The sequence below is a fragment of the Limnothrix sp. CMB-01 genome, from assembly GCF_055193175.1.
The window spans coordinates 3720274-3742811 of the sequence record NZ_CM143720.1 but is presented as its reverse complement, the minus strand read 5'-3'; the positions used below and the strand labels follow the sequence as shown (position 1 = coordinate 3742811).

Genomic DNA, 22538 nt, shown 5'->3' with positions numbered 1-22538 from the left:
AGCTAGAACGCCATTAAATCGTTCACCAATTACGTCTAGCCGTTTATGCCTCGGGGTTGCTGAGAAGAATTGGTACGCCAATCGCAGATGCCATGAAGCAATTATTAGGTGGGCAGTGCCCACCCTACTGTGCTGTGCTTATCCCGAATTCACGTTTAGCGAGGTAAGGGCTGTAATTCATAACCAGTAACTAGGGCGATCGAGCCAGTTCGCGCAAAATTCCCAGCAGCGCCGCTTGGTTAAATGCATCCTTGGTTAGGTAGGCATTGGCTCCGGCTTCCGCGCCCCGTCGTTTGTCTGCGTCGGAATTCAGGGAGGATACGAGCACGATCGGGAGGTCGTCGTATTCGGGCATTTGACGAATTCGCGCCGTTAGCCCCAACCCATCCAAACGAGGCATTTGAATATCGGAGACGATCGCGTCGAAAGTGCGCGATCGCAGCTTGTGCAGTGCATCCATCCCGTCGGTGGCGGTCACCACGTCGTAGCCAGCGGTTTCCAAAATTCGCTTTTCTTGGGTACGGGTGGCGATCGAGTCTTCCACCAACAAAATCGCTGGCGGCCGGGCCATGCTCAGGGAATCGGCCGTGCTCAGGCTGCTGTTGCGGCTGGTGCGGCCGCCCAAGGTGGCAAACAAGTCCGGCGGGTGCAGCACGGGGCACACATCTCCATTGCCCAAAATCGTCACCCCAGACACATTCCGCACGCGCACCAGCAGTTTGCTCTGGGGCTTGAGCATAATTTCTTGCACATCAATCAGCCGATCAACAAACACGGCCAGGCGATCGCGCCCCATCACCAACACCACGCAGGCATGGGGAATGACATCGACCCGATCGGGCGCGGGCCCCGGCGGCAATCCCGGCAACTCCAGCAAATCCCCCAGGTCGGTGGCGGAAACCGGTTCCCCTTCCAGCAAAATGACGGGGCGACCTTCCAAGGCAGTGATTTGACTGACCGGCACAAGGCGCGTTTCGTGAACATATTCCAAAGGAATGGCCAAGGTGCGATCGCGCGTCATCACCAACAGGGCTTGGGTGGCCGCCAGGGTTGTCCCCACCGTGAGGGTGATGGTGCAACCCTGACCCGGCTTGGACTGCACCATCACCCGACCCTTCAGCCGTTCTGCACAAACCCGCACCGCATCGAGGCCCACGCCTCGTCCCGATAGCTCGGTGGCTTCCAGGCGGGTGGAAAATCCTGGCAACAAAATCAGCTCAAAAATCTGTTCATCCTGCCAGTGGGCGAGTTCTTCGGCACTGTAAAGCTGCTGGCGAACGGCGGTGGCGATAATTGCCTGACGATCCAAGCCGCGGCCGTCGTCGCTGAGGGAAATCAAGACCCGATCGCCCTGTTGAGCACCCCGCAACCGCAAGGTGGCACAGGCGGGTTTACCGGCTGCTTGACGTTCAGCCGCCGACTCAATGCCGTGGTCGATCGCATTGCGCACCAGGTGCAATAGGGGATCTCGCAGCGCCTCAATCACCTGTTTGTCGGCGGTGGTTTCGCCCCCTTCCACCACCAGGGTGACGGCCTTGCCCTGCTGCTGGGCCAAGTCACGCACCATGCGCGGAAAATGTTGAAACACCGTGGCCAAGGGCAACAACCGCAGGGAACGGGTGCGATCTTTCAGGTCATCGGTGATCGCCTCCAGGCGGTGGTTGGCGTTTTGGACTCGTTCCCGCAAGCCATAGAGGGCCTGTTGAAAGTCTTCGTGCAGTTGATGCCGTTGCTGATCGCTACGACGACGATCGGTGGCTAGGGTGTGATCACTAATCCGCTGCTGCCCCCGATCGAGCAAGCGCAATTCTTCCCACAGCCGCACCAACCCATCGAGCAAGGCCGACTGGTGGGATAGTCGTCGCTCAATGGCCGCCAACTCACCCACCCGATCGACCAGGCCATCTAAATGGCGGGTGGCAACGCGAATCGTGTCGATGTGGTATGGCTCGGCGCTGGTGGGCGTGATGGGATTAACTGAATGGATTGAATGAACTGGACTGGTTGGCCGATCGAGCGATCGAGCCGGTGGGGGCGATGTGGTGGCTGGGGAAGTGGGGACTGAAGAAGCGGGGCGATCGGCTCCAAGCGCTGGAGCCGAATTAGAAACTGCTGGCGGTGTTGTCGAGGGGGTTACTTCCGGTTCGCTGGGCTGTTCTGAAATTAAGTCTGAAATTAATTGGGGATCTGGAATTGACTCTGGAATTGGCTCTGGAATTAATTGGGGATCTGGAATTGGCTCTGGAATTAGCTCTGAGTTTCCTTCAAGACTCGCTGGGGCCGTTTGGGCGATCGGGAGCGGACTGGGTTCCAGCGGCATCAACTCCGACTCAGCCACCCCACTGCTAGCCTGCATGAGCCGAGCCAACACCCGCACCGGATCGATCGCAGAAGGCAGCTCACTCGGTAGCTCCTCCGTGGCCTCCTGTACCAACTGCTTGACCGCATCCAGAGTGTTATAGAGCGTTTCCGCCAGCAGCGGCGTGAGGCTGATTTCCTGACTCTGCAACTGTTTCAGCACATGCTCCACCTGATGAACCAGTTTTTCCACATGGTTCACCCCCAGCATTCGCGAGTCTCCCTTCAGGGTGTGGGCCGCCCGCAACAGTTCCGCAAAGTCATCGCGATCGCTGGGATTTTGTTCAAACCGCAGCAGTCCCGTTTCCAGGGTTTGCAGATGCTCGCCACTGGACAAGCGATAGAGTTCCCGCAGATCCCGATCGTCAATGATTGCCATCAGCCGTTCCCCATCCGGAATCTAAACCATCTCTTGCAGGTCGCGGGCCGCCTCTTCCAAGCGTCGAGTGCCGATGCGGGTTTGGGCAATGCCTTCGGCGGTTTGCTTTGCCCCTTGGTTCAAGGCATTCATGGCCTGCACCACTTGATCAACGGCGATCGCCTGCTGGCGAATATTCAGCGAAATTTGTTGGTTACTCACCACCACCATATCGATCGCCCGGGCCACCTCGTCAAAGGCTCCCGCCGTTTGCTGGCTGGCCGTTAAGCCCGTTTCCACGCGCTTGCTGCCCTCTTCTGTGGCCATGACCGTGGTGTCGATCGCCCCTTGAATTTCCGTCACCAACCCATCAATCTTTTGGGCCGATTCCTTACTGCGATCGGCCAGCTTGCGAATTTCCGCCGCCACCACCGAAAAACCCTTGCCATGTTCCCCGGCCCGCACGGCCTCCACCGCCGCATTCAGGGCCAACATATTGGTTTGATTGGCCACATCCGTCACCAACTGCGTAATGCTGCCAATTTGGGCCGCCTGGCTGCTCAGTTGGGAAATTTGTTGGGCGATCGCATTCATTTGCATTCGCATTTCCGTCATGCTCTCCAGGGTTTGGCCCACCGTGCGGTTGCCATCCTCCACCAAATGCAAAACCCGCTGGGAAGCCGCCGCCGCCGACTCCGCTTGTTCCGCCGACTGCCGAGATGAAGCACTCAGCTCATCCATCGTGGCCGTGGTTTCATTCACCGAAGCGGCTTGGGCGCTGGAAGTGCGTTCCTGTTGCTCCACCGTGGCCGCAATTTCACTGGATGAAGCTGCCAGGCTGCTGCTGACTTCAAACATTTGCCGACTCACCGCCACCACGATCCAAATCCCCAACACCGTGGATCCCAAAACCGCCAGCCCCGTGGTCAACAGGGAAATATTCGACAGGGCCGTCAGGGCATCGTTTTGATCCTTCAGGGTTTTGTCCACCAATTCCGATTGCCGACTGCGCAGAATTTCCACCAACCGTTCAACACTTTGAATGGCTTGGCGACCCCCATCCCGCTTCCATTCCGCGATCGCCCCGGCCGGATTTTGACGAGCAATAGCCAATAGTTTTTCGTTGATGGAAATTAATTGCGCCAAATCCTGTTTCAGTTCGCCCAGGGTTTCCCGCTGCCGAGCATCCACAACGATCGCTTCCAAATCGGTCATGGCTTTGTCAACATTCCGACGCGCCTGCTCAAAGGAAGTAATGGAAACGGGATTTTGATCGAGCAAGTATCCTCGGGTAGACCGGGAAACCGTTTGGGCATTGAACCCTAACAGACCGATTTTTTCTTCCACTTGCGTGACTCGGTTAAAAGTCGCCTGTTGCTCCCGCACGGATTGCACATTATTCAAAACCACGGTGGTGGCAACGATCGACAGGGCGATCGGCATGGCATATCCCAAGGAAATTTGATACCGCAGTCGCCAGTGGCTATCGTTTTTGAGGGGGGAATTCATGGTTTTGTCCTGCAAAGTTGGGGGAAATAAAGTTGAGGGAAATAGGGAAATAAAGTTGGGGGAAATAAACTTGGGGAAATTCGGAAGCTTGGGGGCCGATCGCCCCGTGGGCCTCAAGACCTGCCTAAAGACTTTCGTTAACCACCAAGCTCGGATCGCGCAACAGGGTGGCCACATCCAGCCAACTGGTGGCTTGGCCCCCATCCACATGGATGCCCCGAATGTAGGCGCTTTCTCGGTTGACGATGGCTGAATCTAGGGAGCCGTTGACGGGAGCCAGTTGCTCAGCGGTGCTGGCGTTAAAGGGAACGGGGGCTAAACGCTGGGTGCTGACCCATTGGGTTTCGATCGCCCGATCGATCGCCAAGCCCACCGTTAAGTCCTCCACCTGCACGATCGCCACCAGCGATCGGGTGACGGCGGGCCGGCGCTCTTGGCCTAGCCAGGGGCTGATATCAATGGCCGTCACAATCTCGCCCCGCAGATTCGCATTCCCCAGCACATGGCTGGGACAACAAGGCAGGGGCACAATCACCAGCAACTCCGCCAACTCCCGCACGGCCGCCGCATCAATGCCAAAGCGTTCGCCACCAATTTCCACCACGATCCAGGGTTGCCCCCCTTGGTCACTGTCGGCGCGATCGGCCTCCGCCAGTTCCACTGCCCGCGCCCGCAACAGGGCCTGATCCATCGCGGAAAGGGTTTGCCAGCGATCGGTGGCGGAATCCAGGGGCGATTGGTGCCATTCGGGCTGTTGCAACACCGTGAACAGATTTTCACTGTTGATCAGGGCGATGGGCTGACCGGCCAAAAGCACCACATCCCGCACAATCTCGCGGGCCTGGGCTGACAGTTCCGCCACCAACAGGCTGGGGTCTGGATCCAGCATCACCCCTTGCAGATCCACCGCCTCATTCACAATCAGCCCCAAGCTCACCCCCTGGGGCGATCGCAACACCACAATTGCATCGGAGAGGCCATAGGGCGATCGAGCCAGGCCCAAGCAATCTGCCAGATCCACCACCGGCAATAGTTTTCCCCGCCGGTCGATCGCTCCCAAATAGCCAGCTCCCAACCCCGCGATCGGCTTCAGCTCCACCAAGGGCAAAGTTTCCTCCACCCACTGGGCCTCCAAACCGCACAGGGTTCCCATCACATCCACAATCAAATAGCTTTGTTCAGTCGCCACAAACCCTTCACCGCCCCCTTCACCGCCCATTTTGCTGAACCAGCTAGCCCCGCTCGATCGCCCCGAGCATCACGCTAGTGATCGCCCCCAAGAGATCGCACCAGAAATCAACCTCAGACTCGCCACAATACTAGGGTGAGTTTGAAGTCTCGAAAGCTCAAAGTTACCGGGCAAAATATGCAGCTTTTTGCCATATTTTTCTTTTCGAGGATGTTTGAAAAGTATTTTTTGGCCCGGGCCGAGCACCAACAATCGTGGGGAGCAAGGGGCTTAAGCCCCTTGTCTGCGTCGATTACTGAAGCGTACAGAGTAGCAACTTTGGCTTTTCAAACAACCGCTTAGAAATCTGTTACAACCCCTGATTTGTGGGGATCACACAGATTTGACAAAAACCTTTTGCGCTTTTACCTTTCGCTTTTTACCTTGGATTCCTGAGTCACGGGGACTCTGCCATGGCTTTTTGTTCGATCGTTGCCCTGACGAACTAACTTGAGTTTACTTTCGATTTTTCCGATCTTTGGGATTTTTGGCGTTTTCTTTATGTTTTTGTGTGAACTCTATATTTTTTTGCACAATTAATAGCCAATGGCTAATAGATTGCCAGTTCATTGACCACTAATTGATCGCCAATGGATCACTCATTGACCACTAATCGACAACCAATTGACAACCAACGGGTCGCCCGTAAATGAAAAATCAATCAAAACCCGGAACATCCCACGGGAAGCCCTAATGAGTTCAGTTAGCACCAATCGCGGCCAGATGTTCCTTGAGGCGATCGCTCAACTCCCCCGCCGTTAAATGGTGATGGTCAAACACCGGCCAATGGGGGGCAAAATCCTGCAACAGTTCCAACGCCGAAGCATAAAGACGACGCGCCGCCGTGGCATCCCCAATTCGTTCATATAAGCTGGCTAATTCCAGTCGGGGAGGCAGGGCATGGCGATCCAAATATACCGCCCGCCGCAGAAATTGCTTGGCTTGATCGAGCTGGTTTTGTTCCTCCCAAATACGCGCCAACAGACAGCAAATTTCCGTTGACTCCGGCTCAATTTCCAAGGCTTGTTGACAATATTGGTTGGCTTCTTGGCTGGCTCCCCAATTGGCGTGCAGGCAAGCGAGTGCATAGAGTGTGGCGCTGCTGTTGGGATAGTGCTTTAGCAGTTGCAACAATTTTTGCTTGATGCGATTGTGTAACTGTTCTGTTTGATTTTTGGGAACAGCATAGGGTGTGGAAAGGGGCTTAACCACCGGCACTTTGGAGGACGACGGCTGAAGGGAATGGGGGGATGAGTCGGTGGGCCGGGGATTGCTCGATCGGGAATTATTTAAATGGTTGGAATTAGTTAAGTCATTTAAATGATCCGATCGCGAATAATTGGGCCGTTCCTGATGATTGGCGATCGCCGTTTCAATCGCGATCGCTTGGGCATCAGCATTGATCAGCGGAGCCGGATGAAGCGTTTCCATCCCATTTTTCAGCCCCGCCGTGTTTTCTAAGGGATTCCCCAAGGGATTTTCTAAATTGCTGGCAGCGGCATAAGGTTGGGTTAAGCCATTGATTGGAGGCAAAGGGGTTGCGGTTGCTTGTCCCGATCGCCGACGATAGATCACCGATTCTGGATAAATTTGAGTTGCAAAAGATTGCAGCGGTTGATGGCATAATTCCGCATGACCCGTGAGCAAATATCCTCCAGGAGCAAGGGCCTTGGCAAACAGATCAACGGTTCGCGTAATCGACTCCGTGGCAAAGTAGATAAAAACATTTCGACAAAGAATTAGATCAAATTTGCCAACATCAGTTAAAGGCAACTCATCATTCACCAAATTGAAGTTTTGAAAGGTCACCAATCGCTGAATCGCCGGGTCAATTTGCCAGCCATCCGCCAGGGGTCGAAAATAGGTTTGCCAAGTGGTGGAATCAATGGCTCGGAATGACCACGATCGAAAACGACCCGATCGGGCCCGATCGAGTGCTTCTTCATTAATATCCGTGGCAAAAATGCGAATTTGCCAATTTTCATGGGCCGGCAACATGCCCTGCAAAGCAATCGCCAAGGAATAGGGTTCTTCGCCCCCAGCGCAAGCCGCACTCCACAAACAAAGCCGCCGACTTCCTTGCCGACTCAGGATTAGCTCTGGCAAAATCTGCCGTTGCAAGAGCGAAAACTGTCCCCGATCGCGGAAAAAATAGCTTTCCGTATTGGTGATGACATTAATTAAGGGTTGCCAAGCCTGTTGGCCATAGGGACTTCGATCCAACAGTAGTTGACGATAGGTAGCCCAGGTTTGGGGGCTGCCCGCTCGCCAACGATTATGCAAAAACTGGGTCAAATCTTCGAGATCGCTAGCCCGCAGCCGGAGGCCATAGCGATCGTAGATGATGGGAACCAGTTCATGGAGCAGCGCAATAACCTCTGGGGGCATAACCTTGACAGAAAGAGACAGGGAATAGCCCTTGTCCTCACGAGTAACTCATGCAACGAGCTGTCTTGAGTTTAGTGGTTACGATCGGTCACTGCTAGGGGGAGCCACAGTCGGAAGGTTGTGCCCTTGTGGGGTTGGGATTCACAGGCAATTTTGCCCCCATGCCGATCGACCACAATTTGGTAACTGATAGATAGGCCCAACCCTGTGCCTTTGCCCACAGGTTTTGTGGTGAAAAATGGGTCAAAAATTCGAGAAGTGACCTCTGGGGGAATTCCGCTGCCGTTGTCTTGAATCGTGATTTCAACGCCCGGTTTTGAAGGCTGATCAGACCCATCTACTGCCGGATTTGCTGCCATTAATTGGGTGCGAATGACAATACGCGGATCGGTTTCTCGGTCTTCGAGCGCATCGATCGCGTTGCTTAATAGGTTCATAAACACTTGATTGAGCTGACCGCTGTGGCATTCCACCAAGGGCAACTCACCATAATCGCGCACCACTTCAATCCGATTTTGCCGACCTTTACGCTCCAGGCGACTATGCAAAATAAGCAAGGTACTGTCGATGCCTTCATGCAAATCCACGGAGGAAACTTCCGCGCGATCGAGCCGCGAGAAATTGCGCATGGAAGCCACAATGCCTTGAATCCGTTCTGTGCCTTGGCGCATGGAATGCAAGACCTTTGGCAAATCTTCTAGCACGAATTCCAAGTCCATCTGCTCGGCCTGGGCCATGATTTCGGGATCATCGTCATGGGTGTGGCGTTGGTACAGGCGCACCAGTTCGATCAATTCCGTGAGGGCATCGCTGGCCCAATCCAGGTTGCCGCTGATGAAGTTGACGGGGTTGTTAATTTCGTGGGCAATGCCGGCCGCCAACTGGCCAAGGCTAGACATTTTTTCGGAGTGAACCAGTTGGGCTTGGGCTTTTTTCAAATCCTCAAGGGTACGTTCTAGCTCGTGAAATTGGGTTTCGGTGGCGCGTACAGCGGCCTGGGAGCGATCGTACAGTTCCGCTTGGCTGATGGCGACGGCTAGGCGATCGGCCGCCCAACGCAGGGCCTCGCAGTCGTCGCTCGACCATTGACGACGCTGGCTAGTGGTGGTGCAGGCGATCGCCCCGGAATGGCCAGAAGCCGTCTGCACAGGCACAATCAACAGGGCATTGATCCCGGCGGACTCGGCCCAGTGGGCCACTTGGGGATCGGGATGGTGTAGCAGGTGGGTGAGTTGTGTCCAGGGCAGGGTGGAAGTGGTGCTCAGATCAGCCCGATCGAGCGCCGCTGGCATCAATAGGGAGGGCAGGCCTTGGGCGATCGCCCGGGTGAAGGCCCCATCCAAGGCCGGTTGGCGGCTGTCCTGGTGGCTAACGGTGAGCTGCATGGCTCCGTTGGGGCCCCGCAAAGCCCACAAATAAGCACAGCGATCGACCCGCAACACCAAACGCAACTCCCGCACCGCCGCCGCCAAAATTGCATCCAAATCGAGGGATGAGCGGATTTTTTCGAGCCAAGGTCGCAGCCGCACCTCTGGTTTTTGCCGATCGCCCTGTTTAGCCAAGTCATGGCCCAGCGCCAGCGCCACCAACCGCGCCACCTGTTCCACCGCCTCTTGCATGGCCAACGACCAGGGGCGATCGCGCCACAGCAACAACATCCCCAGGGGATGCCGCTCCATGCGCAGGGGATAAGCCCCCCAATAAAAAGCCTGGGCAGAGGATGCCGCCTCCTCAGAGCCGGTCTCCAACCCCTGGGGTGAAAGCTGCGACAGTTCCAGCTTGCCCATGGAGCGACTGCCCCGCCGCCCCAGCTTGCGCACCTCCGCTTCCGACACGGAGCGATCGAAATGCACTGCCAAATTTCGCCCCTGTCCCCGCACAAACAGGGCCGCCAACTTAAACCGATGTTGCACCCGATCGTAAGACCACAGTTCCGCTTCCTTTAGATCCAGGTAACGGGCTAAGTAACGTAATGTTCGTTGCAGTCGCCGTTCCAGGGGCCCCGTGCCGGTCAAAATGGCCCCCACCCCATTCAGCATCGTCAGCAGCGATCGACAGTCCGCCTCGGAACTGCTATCTAGCCAATGAGCCGTTGAATCTGGATCCGTGCTGAAGGCCAGCTCTTGATTCAGGGAAGCCGAATTGGCCACTGGTTGATTCGCTGAATGATTCGTTGACTTGATCGCACCGTCAGACCAAGAGGAGCTATTTCTGAGACGTGCCGCTGAGGTTCCGAGGGAATGAACTAACAACGGCCCAGCTTGGGATCGATGAGGCGATCGCCGCATGGCGTAGGACGGTAGTTGAGTAACCATTACAATTTCCAAAATTGGCTGCTGGAGGATGGTTGCGGCATCTCTCCCCAAAACTGTTAAAAAAATCTGTATTTGCTATCAATTTTAGCCCAGGATCTTTCACTAGATCTGCGAATGTGGCGTTTTATTGATAAATCCACGAAAGATTGGACGCAAACCCTTGATCATAAATTTATGTAAATACTCTCCGACCCTTAAATAAACACGCTTTCCCTTGATTCTCGTCAGATAATTTGCTGATTTTGACACTAAGTCTTGATTTCACGAGCGATCGCCCATTAGAGCTTTCAGAAATTGAATCTATTTTCATTACTGGTCTCAATCACTCCTTCGGCCGATCAGGTTAAGTTTTTGATCTTCATAATTGTTCAAAAACCTGATTCCACGGCAATTGTTTCCCGATCGCAATTGACCACCCCAATTGCTTTTGCATCCCTTCAGAGAATCCTGAGAGGATGAAAATTGGCCTTTGGCATCATCAGTGCTCGCAAAATCCCAACGTTGGCCTTGATGACTTTCAATCTTGATAGGGCCTTGCTGATGCCTCATAAGATGCCCCATAAACTGATGATGCCCCATGAATGATCGCGGCCCTACTCCATCACCAATGGCTCATCAATATGGCCCATCAACGTAATGCCCCTAATGCCCCGATCGCCCATTCATCGCTACTGGATTAATAACGAATAATTGACGAATAGTTGACAAACCGTTCATGAGTCATCAATCAGCAGTCGAGCAATGGTTCATGAACACCAGAGGAGCACTCAATAAATGCTGGATAGATGCTGGACAAATACTGGACAAATATCAGATCAATCTTGAATGAATTTTGGATAAATTACAGTTATTAATAGAGACGATATTCAAATTCTCTTCATGTTTTTTTGATCTTTTCTTCAAAAAATCACTGAGCTACCCATTCCGCCCCAACCAGCCCAAAACCACGCCATTTCCCCTGCAAGACCTTTGGCAAGGGCCAAATCATTGCCGCTGCCCTCTCCGCCAACCAGCGCAAGAGACTCAGACTCCTTATTTTTAAATTGCGCTACTGTTGCCGTGGGTCGAGGCCTGAGCAAGGCAGCGGGCAAGATCAGCGCAGATTGCGACCAAGGCACGATCCGCGCGCCAATCGTCAACTTTGACCAATTATCAAAAATTGATGCCTACGAACAGAATTTTGACCAGGGCGCAACGGAAAATGCCAGAATTTAATTAGTTCCCTGCTTTAGTCTCAGTCCCTCGATCGCCTTGAAATTGTCTTGAAAGTCCTTGTCTTTCTCCTTGGGAGATTAGCCATATGGGTGAAAGAAATCAGGAATCTAGGAATAATCATCTAATAAGGCAGCTAAGGTAGCAATTGATGGATTAATCAAACGAGAGTGCTATTTCTTGCAGGATTGGGCAGGCTGATTCGACCAGCGACCTGAAACCAACCTGCGAGGGGTGAGGCACAAGGCGTTTGGGAATTTGCCCCATCAATTGCCGCATCGATCATCTCAATCCTGGGGTCAGTCATGAACAGCTCCTCTGATGTCGTTTCTGTGGCTCGATCGAGCATGACGAAGCCCACGGTGCTGGCGGTGGACGATAGCTTGATTGTGCATACCTTGGTGCGCCGCACGTTAGAGGATTTGTACAACGTGGTGACGACGGCGGATCCGGTGGAGGCGCTGTCGATGATCTACCACCAGCCGATCGATCTGCTGCTGTTGGATGTGTCGATGCCGAATCTGAATGGGCTGGAGCTGTGCCGAATTTTGCGCAGCTTGCCCCAGTTTGCTGCGCTACCGGTGATTATGTTGACTTCCCACGATCGCCCGTTCGATCGCATTCAAGGGCAACTGGCAGGAGCCACGGAATACATCACCAAACCGTTCGATCAAGATGCTTTGCGCTCCTTGGTGGCTCACCACACGCTCGATCGCGCTTAGGTGAGCGATGCCTTGGGCGATCGCGACCCCTACGCCCTAAGGTTCCGATTCCATCCCAATTTGTCCCCAGCGATCCTGCGGAATAAAGGTGCGATCGCTTGGCAACGGGGCCACGGCCTCCGACAGCAAAAACCGCCCCTGTTGAATTTCCAATTTCAGCGCCTCGGATACCTGGCGCGACAGGGCCAAGCTAGTGAGCGGTGCTGTGCGCACGAGTTTTCCGTCAATTTCAATGCGACCGGACTTCAGTTGGGCATAGTTCACCAGGCCAAAGGTGGGCCGCACCCGTCGGGGAATCGAAAAATCCACGATCGGGGCCACAATCTCTTCATCTTTGACGGCGCAACGGGCCACCACCGCTTCGTCCACCACCGGCAACGGCACACCCACCCCCAACATCAGGGACGGCCCATAGCCTTTGAAATAGCAACCGCGCACCCATTGGGCCTGCATTTGTTTGGCATCTCCCACCAAAGCCAGGGTGGCCGCCGGGCCGATCGGGGTTTGGTTGGGGAGGCGCTTTTGCAGCGGAAAATGCTGAGTTCCTTCCCAGGCAATGTAGCCCTGGCTGCCGGCCAACCAAATGCGGCTGCCAATGCCCAACAGTCGCAGTTCCGGATCGTTCAGCAGGGGAGACAAGGCCCCACCGCTGACATAGACTGCATTGCCCAGGTTGGGTTGCAAGGGGCCCAAGTAGGTATTCAGCAGCCGATCGCCCCCATTCACGCCCACGATGAAGTTTTGGTAGAGGTTGCGGGGGTTGTAGAGATAAAACTGGTTGATCGTGTCGCGGGAAATCGAGGTTTCAAAGGAGCCTCGGGGATAGCAGTCGGTCACATGCCCGATCGCCCGTAGTTGCACCGAATGCCCCGCGATCAAACTTTCAATGACATGGCCACCGCCCCGATCGCGGCCTTCATCGGGCGCTTCTCCGTCGGCAAATTCCACCGGGTGGCTGGCTCCCAAATACAAATCCACCGCCCCAAAGCCCGCATAGGCCGGCACGCCATCGAGCCAGCAACGGCGAATTTTGATCGGTGGATCCGTTTGCCCCAGGTTCAGAAAGGCCCCAGAAGCCTCCATGGGTTCAAAGGTTCCGGTCACCACCACGTCTACCCGCGCGGCCGCCGCCTGGATGCCGATTGTGGCCACTTGGGCTTTCAGTTCTTCGGCCGTCCAAACGGTGACTTGGCCACTCCGGATTTTGTCGTTGATCTCGGCAATCGATCGCATGGGCTTCGGAACTCGGTAACGTAATCTGAATCTACCGTTGAATCTACGGTTTTTCGATCGAGTTTTAGTTGTATTTCGGTAAACAGTTTTGCTAGGATGCAAACCAGCACAATGCTGGCACAATCTTGCTCGCTGCTGACCCCTTCGCTTCGGGTTCGATCGAATGCTTAATCCTCCGTAACCCAACGGCCCCCAGCGGTGACAATCGGATCAACGTTTCCCCATCCACCTCCGTCTGCCGATGAACCCCTCTCGCCCCGCCCCGATCGCCGCACCCGTCGCCCCCCAAGCCTCGCTGACCAACGGTTCTCCCGCTGAACCCACGTTTCTGTACTTTGCCTATGGCTCCTGCATGTGCCCGGTGGATTTGCAGCGCACCCTCGGAGAGCCGGCTTATCCTTACCTGGTGGGCACGGCCATGCTTGAGGGTTATCGGTTGGGGTTTAACTGGCGATCGCCCCGGCGAGAATGCGGCGTGTTGGATGTGGTTCCCGATGCCCGATCGCGCGTTTTTGGGGTTCTTTATGCCCTGCCCTGGCGCTTAAGCGACCAACTGGACGATCGCGAAGATGTGCCCCGAGGCGGCTACCGTCGCGAAACCATCACCGTCACCAGCCAGGGCCAAACCTACCGCGATGTGCGCACCTACGTGGTTGTGGACAAATTGACCCGCGAACTGGCCCCCAATGATTGGTATTTCACCGTCGTGATGCGCGGAGCCACCACCTGCGGCCTGCCAGAAGAATATTGCTGGAAACTCTTCCATCACATGGCTCAACTTCAACGCCAACATCACCATCAATATCCCCACCCTCATCCTCATCCCTATCACCCCCAAGCCAGCTAGGCCTTGGAGCATGGATTCAACGGGACTAAATGCGATCTAGTCCGAATCAAACCCGATCAAATCCAATCAAACGGTTGATGTTTGGGGGCTAATCAACGGCTAGCGATTCCAGAACAGACATCTCAGCCTGTTCTCCACGGTGGTGCAACAAAAGCACCGGGGCCCCAAGGAAAGGGGCGATCGACTCGACAAATTGCAGATCAATTCCCATTACGCGATCGCTAATTTGCCGATAGGCTATATCGATAATTTCGTAATTCCGTCGATATCCCGATCGATCCTCCCCCGCTTGCCCCCATGAAAATTGCCCTCGCTCAACTGAACCTTGTGGTCGGAGATTTGGCGGGAAACACCCGTGCCATCCTCAACGCTGCCCAGCAGGCCAGTCGCCAAGGTGCGCGGCTGTTGGTGGTTCCGGAATTAGCCCTTTGTGGATATCCACCACGCGATTTGTTGGCTTGGCCCAGCTTTTTGGAAGCCACAAAACAACAGTTGACCAAGCTGGCCCGTGAGCTGCCGCCTAATCTGGCCGTGCTGACGGGGACAATCATTGGCAATTTGTTGGCGACCGAAGGTGGAAAAAGTCTCTTTAATAGCGCAGTGCTGATTGATAGTTGTGCCCTGCGGCATGTGTTTAGTAAACGACTGCTGCCCACCTATGATGTTTTTGATGAGGGGCGCTATTTTGAGCCGGGTAAAAAAGCGGAATGGTTCACGCTCGATGGCATCAAAATCGGTGTAACAATCTGTGAGGATATTTGGAACAACAATCAGTTTTGGGGCCGCAAATTCTATGATGTGGATCCCCTGGCGGAGTTGGCAGATTGTGATGTGGATTGGGTGGTGAATCTGTCCGCATCGCCCTACACGATCGGGAAGCCTCGGTTGCGCGAAGAAATGCTGCAACATTCGGTTTTGAATTATGGTTTCCCGATCGCCTATGTCAATCAGGTGGGCAGCAATGATGATCTGATCTTTGATGGCACCAGCTTGGTCATCAGTCGCACAGGGGCGATCGCGGCCCGGGGAGCGAGCTTTGAAACCGGGTTAATCATCACGGAATTTGATCCGGAAACCCGCGATTTTGTGGTCACCGGCCAGGAAGGATCTTGGCCCCACAGCTTGCCCCTGTTGGCAGATGAGCAACCCCTGCCAGAACAAACCGGATTGCTGGCTCCCCTCGCTCCCAGCACCGATGCGGAACTGTGGTCAGCCCTCGTGTTGGGCATTCGGGACTATGCCCGCAAATGTGGCTTTCGCAAAATTGTGCTGGGCCTCAGTGGAGGGATTGATTCCACCTTGGTTGGAGCCTTGGCCGTGGCGGCATTGGGGGCCGAAAACGTTTTGGGCGTGTTGATGCCTTCCCCTTACAGTTCCGACCACTCGATCGCCGATGCCCTAGCCCTGGCGGAAAACTTGGGTTTCCCAACCCTGAAACTCCCGATCGGGGACTTGATGGCCACCTTTGAGCAAACCCTAGCGGAACCCTTTGCCCAAACCCAACCGGACGTGACCGAAGAGAATTTGCAATCGCGCATTCGCGGCAATTTGTTAATGGCCCTGGCCAACAAATTTGGCTATTTGCTCATTTCCACAGGCAACAAATCCGAAATGGCCGTGGGCTATTGCACCCTGTATGGCGACACCAACGGTGGCTTGGCCGCGATCGCCGATGTGCCCAAAACCCGCGTCTATTCCCTCTGCCATTGGCTCAATCAGGGGCAAGTGGGCGCGGCTGCCTTTGCGCGGTTGGTGTCCCAGGGGGCGGAAATCGTGCCCAGCAACGTACTGAACAAGCCCCCCAGCGCCGAACTGCGCCCCGACCAACTGGATCAAGATTCCTTGCCCCCTTATGAAGTTTTGGATGACATTCTCGATCGCCTGGTGAATCGTCGGCAATCCCTCGCGGATTTGGTGGCCGCTGGTCACGAGTCGGCCACCGTGCGGCGGGTGATGCACCTGGTTGCTCGGGCTGAATTTAAACGGCGACAAACGCCCCCGGTGCTCAAGGTCAGCGATCAGGCCTTTGGGGTGGGTTGGCGAATGCCGATCGCCAGTTGCTGGCAGTTGAGCGATGCCTAGGGCGTGTCGTCAAATCGTCTGAAACCTTGATTCCGCCGTTGGCAGATCGTGGGGGACAAGGGGCTTAAGCCCCTTGTTACAACGACTGGGATATGGAAAATCAATCGTTTCCGCCGGATGCTAGGAAATGACGACAGGCCCTAGGGTCATCAAAATTGCCTAGGGGCATGGCTTAAGGACCTCAGCATTCTCGGTAAATTTTCCCTTTCCCCGATCGACCCTTGACAGTCGTGGGAAAAGTCATGCTAAAGTAGCAACATCTGAACAAACGTTCAGCTATTCATCTAAAGCTGACCTAAGATCAACTTAGGTTTCAACTTAGACCCCAACTCAGACCCCAATTTTGAGATCCCCACCTCAAACGCCAATCGCGATCAGGTCATGGCTTGGAGTTATTTCTGGAACCCCACGTCGGGCCCAGAACTCGGGGAACCTCCCCCTTGGACAACAACCAACGACCCAGCGACGCACCATCCTCGATCGGGGATCTTAGGGATCTTCAACCCACTCGCCTCACTGCTCAGTGAGATTGCTAGGAGCAACCCATGACGACGACCACTCAAAAATGCGACTGCGGCCCCTGCCTCTGCACCGTGGACTTGGCAACCGCCATCCAAAAAGACGGAAAACACTATTGCAGCGAAGCCTGCGCCAATGGCCATGAAGGCGGCGCTTGCTGTGGCAATTCCGGCTGCAATTGCGGTCAAGCTTAGGCTAGGTTTTTGCCGTAATTTCTGACAGTTCGGATCGGGGCGTGCGGCCGTGCGCCCCCTTTGCGGTTTGATATGGCTGTTGATTTTTGATATAGCTGTTGATTTATGCTTTCAAATTCACATATAAACTCATTTTTTATATCTTAAACTCACGCTTTTATAGGCAAAAATTGGTAGAGACCAATATCAATAGAGACCAATATCGATAGAGATCAATAGATAATCAGTAAAAAATGATCAATAAGTGATCGACAGGTGATCAACAGATATTGATATATAGCAACAAATATTGATTGGCGGTGACGTGCGATCGCGCCTTCGTTGGGTCGATCGACACAATTTGATCATTTAAAGCCATTACAGTTTAAAAAAGACACAATTGAAGTAGAACCTAAGTTCAAGTGCAGCTTGCCAATTGCCAATTCCTGGTGTGAGGATCCCGGCTTGCTCAGACCTGTTTCTGGGCCATATCCCTGAGTAATGTCCTTGGGGAATACCTTTGGTGATCTTTCCGAGAAACATTTCTTAGCGGTATTTCTGGGAAATTTGCTCGCCAGTTCATTGACTTGCAAGCGTCTGAGGAAGGCCGGGAGTTTCGGCAAATAATTGGGAAGCCTCGAAGGATTCTTGGGCGGTAATGGTGCTTGATTGCCATCACCCCAGCCTCCTAGTGCAAATGCAGAATAGAAGGTTCCGCCTATTCCAAACTGAGGTGCGGTTCGTTTTTGCTATGGCACTGAGTGAGACCTTTCTCGATCGCCCGGACATGGGCCACAGCGTTGAGCGATCGCGCGAACAGCGGGCAACGGAAACGGGAAATCTGGCCCAGCGAGTGATGGAGCGGCTGGCCCGGGGCGATCGCTGGCCGCGCATTGCCCAAGCCGCCCTGCACGATTTGCGGCTGCAGTTGGGGGTGGATGCGGTGTTGATTGCCCAGCGGATCCAGAACCAAGGCTTGCAGGTGGTTTATGAATCTAGCCGCCCCGACGAGGACAGCCGCTTGGGTGGGGAGTTGCCGTTGCAGTTTCCGCTGCTGCCGATCACGGTGGTGGAGCCGGTGATTGGGGTGGCAGGGCCGCTGCAAGGGCGATCGCCCCTGCTGTCGCAACATCTCAAGGCCTTGCAAATTCAATGCTTTGTGGCGATTCCCATTGCTCCCCAACAACACCATTGGGGTTGGCTCATGGCCGTGCAGTCGGCTCCAGTGCCGCCCCTGTCCATTTTTGCCCAGCGGGAATTGCAAGCGGTGGCCCTGTCGTTGGCGGTGGGCTTGCGGTTGGAAGGATTGGAGCAGGCTGCCGAAACGCAGGCGGCGGCGGTTCCTGAGCCAGGGTTGTCGGAGTTGGCTGGATCCGACGGATCTGGGGGGGCGATCGAACCGAATCGCTTACAACTTGGATCGACCAAACCAGAATCTATCAAACCAGAATCCGGCAAACCGGAATCTAGCCAACCTGCCCTTGAGCGCCCCTGGAACCGATCGCACCTCCCAACCTTGGCCGCCACCGATCGTGCCTTGATTTATCGCAATCCCGATCGCGATCGGGTCAGTCAGTCCATTGCCCAAGCCTTGCGCCTGACTGAATCGCGCTGGATGGCGGTTTTTCGACTTAATCCTTCTCCTGGCCTAATTTTGGATGGAGGAGGTTTGATTTTGGAAGCCAATGAAGCCTTCACGCGCTTGGCCGGCTATTTGCCAGCGGAAGTGCAAGGCCTCAGCGTGCAGTCACTTCAGGGATTTTTGCGCGATCGGGACTATCAACAAATTCGCTCCACCATCCAAACCGGTCGCTATTACCAGTCGCCGGAACTGGCGATTCACGATCTCAACGGCCAGCGCAAATTGGTGCAACTGTCTGCCGCCCCGATCGAGCTGGACGGCCAAGCCTGTTTGTTCTTAGCCTTCCAAGACATCAGCGACCTCCAGCGCCGGGAAGCCATGTTGCGGGCCTTGGTCGAAGCCACCACCAGCACCGGCAAAGCCTTTTTTGAGAACTGCGTGCGGCTGTTGGCAGAATCCCTGGGCGTTCGCTATGCCTTTCTCACCAGCGTCATGGATCATCGATGCCACCAAGCGGAGGTGTTGGCCTGGTGGAATCAAACGGAATGGGGAACCAGCTTTGCCTATTACTGGACCCATCACCCCTGTGCGATCGTCTTTGGTGGCCAAACCTACACCTGTGGGCAAAGTTTGCAATCCCAATTTCCCCAAGGAACCAACCTGCGCAACCTGGGAGCCGAAAGCTATGCAGGTGTGCCCCTCCAAGACTCCCAAGGCACAACGATCGGGGCCTTGATTGTGATGGATACGCAGCCGTTGCCCGAGGATCCCAACCACATCACCATTTTGCGAATTTTTGCGGCCCGGGCTGCGGCCGAGCTGGAACGGCAACGGGCGAACCGCGCGATCGATCGCCTCAACACGGAATTAGCGACCCGCGCCGCCGAACAGTCCACCGACCTGGCCCACAGTCAACACATGCTGCAAAAAATGGCCGACGCGAACCCCAACATGGTCTATCTTTACGACCTGACCCAGCACCGCACCCTCTACATCAACCATGCGGTGCAGGATATTTTGGGCTACACCCCTCGGGAAATCCAGGCCATGACCAGCGCCATGGTGGTGCGCCTGGTGCATCCCGACGATTTTGAGCGCTTGGCCCATCACTACGACACCGTTTTAAGCTGCACGGATGGGGAAATTTGCGAGCGGGAATATCGAATGCAGCGATCGGACGGGGAATGGCGCTGGCTCTTTGAACGGTTAACGATCTTCTCGCGCGATCGCCAAGGTCATCCCACCCAACTGCTGGGAAACATTGCAGACATCACCCCCCTCAAGGCCGTTGAAGGAGCCTTGCGCCAACTGAACGAACAGCTAGAACAGCGCGTTCAGGAACGCACGGCCCAACTGGCCGAAAGCCAGCGGTTTGTGCAGCAGTTGGCCGACTCCACCCCCAACTTGCTCTACCTCTACAACCTGTTGGATCAAGAGTTGGTCTATGTCAATCAAGCGGTGGAAACCCTGCTGGGCTACTCAGTGCCGGAAATTCAGCGAATGGCCCAAGGTTCCTTTGTGGATGTGCTCCACCCCGATGACTGGTTGGCGCTGCTGCAATATGGGCGCACCTGTGCGCGAACTGAGGTGGGCCAGGTCTTGGAGCGGGAATATCGAATGCGTCATGCCAATGGAGAATGGCGCACCCTCAGCAGTCGGGAAACGGTTTTTAGCTGGGATCAGCAGGGGCGGCCGCAACTGTTGTTGGGCACGGCCAACGACATCACGGATCTGAAACGGCTGTTGGAGGTTTTGCAACGGCGATCGCACCGCGATCGGGTCTTAGCCAGCCTATCCCAGCAGTTTTTGAACGAAGATATTGGCGTTGCCCTGGCCACCACGCTGTCCACGGTGGTTTCCGCCCTGCATCTGAGCCATGCCTGGTTTTGTTCGCGGCCGGCCGCCGGTCAGCCCTGGAGCCTGGATGGCTATTGGTTGCGGCCCACGGATCAGGTGGCTTGTCCGCTCACGCCGGATCCCTCAACCCTGCTGTTGCCGTTGGATTGGTTGAGCGATCGCCTGGATCGCGCAGAACCAATTCTGTTGCCAGATTCTGCGGATCGCTCAAATTCCCTGAACGCTGCCATTGACCACTGGTTAGCCGAACAGGGCATGAGTTCGATCGGGGTGTTACCCATTCACTACCGCAGTGAACTGGTGGCTTGCTTTGTCTTGGCCATGAACCAGCCCGCCGCCTGGGAACCCGGCAGCATCAAATGGGCCCAGCAAGTCGGCACATTGATGGCCATGGCCCAATCCCGCGCCACCGCCGAAGCCGCCCTGCGCCAAGCCAAAGAAGCCGCCGACTTGGCCAACCGCGCCAAGAGCGAATTTTTAGCGAACCTCAGCCACGAAATTCGCACCCCCATGAACTCCATTTTGGGATTTTGTGAACTGCTGCAACGGGAAGCCCGAGACCCCAAAACCCGATCGTGGCTTCAGGTCATGACCCAAAGCGGGGAAACCCTGTTGGCTTTAATTAACGATTTGTTGGATCTCTCAAAAATTGAAGCGGGAAAACTAGTTTTGCACTGGGGCCCCATTCGGCCGCGCTTAGTGTTGCGTGAGGTGGCGGAAATGTTTACGGTGGCGGCCCAACAAAAAGGCATTCAGGTGCAGGTGGCCGTGGCCGATCGAATCCCTGAGTTGATCACCTTTGACTCCGTGCGCCTCCGCCAAATTTTGGTCAACTTGGTGGGCAATGCCGTGAAGTTCACCGAGCGTGGCCATGTCACGATTTCCCTGCAAACCATCCCCAGCCATGCAGTTCCCCAGGCGGCCAACAACCCCGATCGCCCAGCGCCACTGCCACCGCCGCCCAATCATCCCACGTTTGTTAATCCCAACTTTACGGGACAACCCAACCCCGAAGCCCTTCCGGAACCCACGCTCAATCTGCGGTTGACGGTCACAGATACGGGAATTGGCATTGCACCCGACCAGCAGTCCCGAATTTTTGAAGCCTTTATTCAAAGCGAAGGTCAGTGCGAGCGAGAATATGGCGGCACAGGGTTGGGACTGGCGATCGTCAAGCGGCTCACGGCCATGCTGGGGGGCACAATCCAAGTACGCAGCACCTTGGGACAGGGTAGCCAGTTTTGTTTGTACTTTCCGGCGGTTCCGGTGGTTCCAACACCGATCGCGGGGCGATCGAACCCGCATCCCATCGCCCCCGACCCACCCCACAACCCAGAAGCCCTAGAGACTTGGAGAGGGTTAGAGAATTTTGAAGACTGGATTCCGCAAGCACCATGGGAATCAGAGCCGACATTTGCACCGGAGCCGGAACTAAACCGAACAACGGAGTCCACAGGAGATCCGGCACTGGCGTTCAAGGCGTTAAATTTTGAACTGACTCCAGCGCTAGCCCCAGAATTACCCGCAAAATCACCCACAGAATTACCCGCCCAACCGCCTACAGAGCCGCCACCCAATGGCCCCAACCCAGCCCAACCCCCAATCCCAGCCACCCCCCCGACAAACTCAGGGGCCGACCATCCCTCCAGCCTGGACGTGGCGCTGAAAGCTGCTTTGCAACAGGCCGCAGAGCAACCCCCGCCGCCTCTGGCCCCAACGGATTTAGCTGCACAGAGCCGGGCGATCGCCCCGATTCAGCTCACCGAAGCGGCCCCCAATCCCCTGGTGGTGCGATCGTGGCTCTTGGTTTATGAAGGATCCCTGCGCCAAACCATGACCCTGCGCCAGATGCGCGGTTTTGTGGAGCAGTTAGCCCAATGGTCAGCGGCCAGCGGAACGGAGCCTTGGGTTACCTGGGCTAGTCAGGGCCAAGAGGCACTCGATCGCCTGAACACCGCTCAAATTCTGAATATTTTGGACGGTTTACGCACCTTCGCAGATCAGCAAAATCCGCTAACCTCAAGCCCTGCGAACCATTGCCCCACCAGCGCGATCGGGAACCCCATTAGCAAAACCTACCCAAAACCCAACTAACAGGATCACAATCTTGATTAGAGACCTGATTGAGAGCTGACTTGCAAAGAGAATCTATATA

The 22538-nt window shown here is 55.3% G+C and carries 12 protein-coding genes; 6 read left to right on the top strand and 6 right to left on the bottom strand.

Annotated features, from left to right (window positions below):
* Window positions 1–190: 190 nt before the first annotated feature.
* From ACZA91_RS15360 to ACZA91_RS15340, 5 genes are all read right to left on the bottom strand, one after another.
* On the bottom strand, window positions 191–2737 hold the full coding sequence (locus ACZA91_RS15360; RefSeq protein WP_463183214.1) for a hybrid sensor histidine kinase/response regulator: 2547 nt from the start codon (window positions 2735–2737) through the stop codon (window positions 191–193).
* 21 nt (window positions 2738–2758) lie between these two features.
* The gene (locus ACZA91_RS15355; protein WP_463183212.1) at window positions 2759–4225 is read right to left on the bottom strand and encodes a HAMP domain-containing methyl-accepting chemotaxis protein; all 1467 of its coding nucleotides are present in this window, start codon (window positions 4223–4225) and stop codon (window positions 2759–2761) included.
* Between the two features lie 124 nt (window positions 4226–4349).
* The gene (locus ACZA91_RS15350; RefSeq protein WP_463183210.1) at window positions 4350–5444 is read right to left on the bottom strand and encodes a chemotaxis protein CheW; all 1095 of its coding nucleotides are present in this window, start codon (window positions 5442–5444) and stop codon (window positions 4350–4352) included.
* 708 nt (window positions 5445–6152) lie between these two features.
* On the bottom strand, window positions 6153–7841 hold the full coding sequence (locus ACZA91_RS15345; RefSeq protein ID WP_463183208.1) for a CheR family methyltransferase: 1689 nt from the start codon (window positions 7839–7841) through the stop codon (window positions 6153–6155).
* Window positions 7842–7912: 71 nt separating this feature from the next.
* Window positions 7913–10156, bottom strand: a complete 2244-nt coding sequence (locus ACZA91_RS15340; protein ID WP_463183206.1) for a GAF domain-containing sensor histidine kinase — start codon at window positions 10154–10156, stop codon at window positions 7913–7915.
* A 969-nt stretch (window positions 10157–11125) separates the two neighbouring features.
* On the opposite strand from ACZA91_RS15340, the gene ACZA91_RS15335 reads away from it, so the two are divergent.
* Together ACZA91_RS15335 and ACZA91_RS15330 are read left to right on the top strand one after the other, a co-directional pair.
* On the top strand, window positions 11126–11371 hold the full coding sequence (locus tag ACZA91_RS15335; RefSeq protein WP_463183204.1) for a hypothetical protein: 246 nt from the start codon (window positions 11126–11128) through the stop codon (window positions 11369–11371).
* Between the two features lie 302 nt (window positions 11372–11673).
* Complete coding sequence (locus tag ACZA91_RS15330; RefSeq protein WP_463183201.1) at window positions 11674–12090, top strand: response regulator; 417 nt, start codon at window positions 11674–11676, stop codon at window positions 12088–12090.
* A gap of 36 nt (window positions 12091–12126) precedes the next feature.
* Here the strand turns inward: ACZA91_RS15330 and ACZA91_RS15325 are convergent, their stop codons facing one another.
* Window positions 12127–13323, bottom strand: a complete 1197-nt coding sequence (locus ACZA91_RS15325; RefSeq protein ID WP_099532690.1) for a homocysteine biosynthesis protein — start codon at window positions 13321–13323, stop codon at window positions 12127–12129.
* Window positions 13324–13564: 241 nt separating this feature from the next.
* Between ACZA91_RS15325 and ACZA91_RS15320 the strand changes: the two genes are divergently transcribed.
* From ACZA91_RS15320 to ACZA91_RS15305, 4 genes are all read left to right on the top strand, one after another.
* The gene (locus tag ACZA91_RS15320) at window positions 13565–14170 is read left to right on the top strand and encodes a gamma-glutamylcyclotransferase (protein ID WP_190356049.1); all 606 of its coding nucleotides are present in this window, start codon (window positions 13565–13567) and stop codon (window positions 14168–14170) included.
* A gap of 297 nt (window positions 14171–14467) precedes the next feature.
* Entirely contained in the window at window positions 14468–16252 is a 1785-nt protein-coding gene (locus tag ACZA91_RS15315; RefSeq protein WP_190529866.1) for an NAD+ synthase, read from the top strand.
* A 545-nt stretch (window positions 16253–16797) separates the two neighbouring features.
* The gene (locus ACZA91_RS15310; protein ID WP_099532687.1) at window positions 16798–16965 is read left to right on the top strand and encodes a metallothionein; all 168 of its coding nucleotides are present in this window, start codon (window positions 16798–16800) and stop codon (window positions 16963–16965) included.
* Between the two features lie 730 nt (window positions 16966–17695).
* Complete coding sequence (locus ACZA91_RS15305; protein WP_463183198.1) at window positions 17696–22477, top strand: PAS domain-containing protein; 4782 nt, start codon at window positions 17696–17698, stop codon at window positions 22475–22477.
* Window positions 22478–22538 lie beyond the last annotated feature (61 nt).

Coding starts and splice junctions, on each gene's coding strand:
- ACZA91_RS15360 (WP_463183214.1), bottom strand. CDS start 2,737: ATGGCAATCATTGACGATCGGGATCTGCGGGAACTCTATCGCTTGTCC.
- ACZA91_RS15355 (WP_463183212.1), bottom strand. CDS start 4,225: ATGAATTCCCCCCTCAAAAACGATAGCCACTGGCGACTGCGGTATCAA.
- ACZA91_RS15350 (WP_463183210.1), bottom strand. CDS start 5,444: ATGGGCGGTGAAGGGGGCGGTGAAGGGTTTGTGGCGACTGAACAAAGC.
- ACZA91_RS15345 (WP_463183208.1), bottom strand. CDS start 7,841: ATGCCCCCAGAGGTTATTGCGCTGCTCCATGAACTGGTTCCCATCATC.
- ACZA91_RS15340 (WP_463183206.1), bottom strand. CDS start 10,156: ATGGTTACTCAACTACCGTCCTACGCCATGCGGCGATCGCCTCATCGA.
- ACZA91_RS15330 (WP_463183201.1), top strand. CDS start 11,674: ATGAACAGCTCCTCTGATGTCGTTTCTGTGGCTCGATCGAGCATGACG.
- ACZA91_RS15325 (WP_099532690.1), bottom strand. CDS start 13,323: ATGCGATCGATTGCCGAGATCAACGACAAAATCCGGAGTGGCCAAGTC.
- ACZA91_RS15320 (WP_190356049.1), top strand. CDS start 13,565: ATGAACCCCTCTCGCCCCGCCCCGATCGCCGCACCCGTCGCCCCCCAA.
- ACZA91_RS15315 (WP_190529866.1), top strand. CDS start 14,468: ATGAAAATTGCCCTCGCTCAACTGAACCTTGTGGTCGGAGATTTGGCG.
- ACZA91_RS15310 (WP_099532687.1), top strand. CDS start 16,798: ATGACGACGACCACTCAAAAATGCGACTGCGGCCCCTGCCTCTGCACC.
- ACZA91_RS15305 (WP_463183198.1), top strand. CDS start 17,696: ATGGCACTGAGTGAGACCTTTCTCGATCGCCCGGACATGGGCCACAGC.